The sequence below is a fragment of the Collinsella aerofaciens genome, assembly GCF_019131995.1.
GTDB classification, from domain to species: domain Bacteria; phylum Actinomycetota; class Coriobacteriia; order Coriobacteriales; family Coriobacteriaceae; genus Collinsella; species Collinsella aerofaciens_S.
In genome coordinates, this window is sequence record NZ_JAHONA010000072.1 from 1 (window position 1) to 644 (window position 644).

The following is a 644-nucleotide window of genomic DNA, read 5'->3' on the forward strand; positions in this document are numbered from 1 at the left end:
GGAGGCCCGGGCGCGGGGCAGGCGGCAGACCGAGGGGAGCGAAAATGGAAGGCGAAACGGTCATCGCGGGCGTCGACACGCACAAGGACGTGCATGTCCTGTGCCTGCTCGACGGCCTCGGGAGGAAGATCTGGAGCGGGAGCTTCGGGGCCGACCCCGAGGGCTACGACAGGCTGGCGGAGGCGATAGGCGACCCGGGGAGCTGCATGGTCGTCGGCGTCGAGGGCACGGCGTCGTACGGGGCCGGGCTGACGAGGAGGCTCGTGGAGCTCGGGTACAACGTCGTCGAGGTGCTCAGGCCCAAGAGGGACAAGGCGAGGCCCGGCGAGGGGAAGAGCGACCCGCTGGACGCCGAGCGCGCGGCGCGCAAGGCGGCGTCCGGGAGGGGCTGCTCCGTGCCGAAGTCGCAGGACGGCTGGGTCGAGGCGGTGCGCCAGCTCTACGTCGCGCGCAGGCTGGCCGTCGCGACGTCCACGTCCTGCGTGGCCTGCGCGAAGTCGATGCTCACGACGGCCCCGGGCGCCCTGGGGGAGCGGTTCAGGGGCCGCGAGCGGCCGAAGGACCTCATGCCGCTGCTCGCGCGCGGGAGGAAGGCGGGCGACGCGCTCGAGGAGAGCGTGCTGGCCTCGCTGCGGTCCGTCGCG

General features: G+C 73.6%; 1 protein-coding gene. It reads left to right on the plus strand.

All coding sequences use genetic code 11. The features are described 5' to 3' along the window. Positions 1–44: 44 nt before the first annotated feature. Positions 45–644, plus strand: a 600-nt coding sequence (locus KSY82_RS10215; protein ID WP_217751125.1) for an IS110 family transposase, incomplete at its 3' end; no start/stop codon positions are given.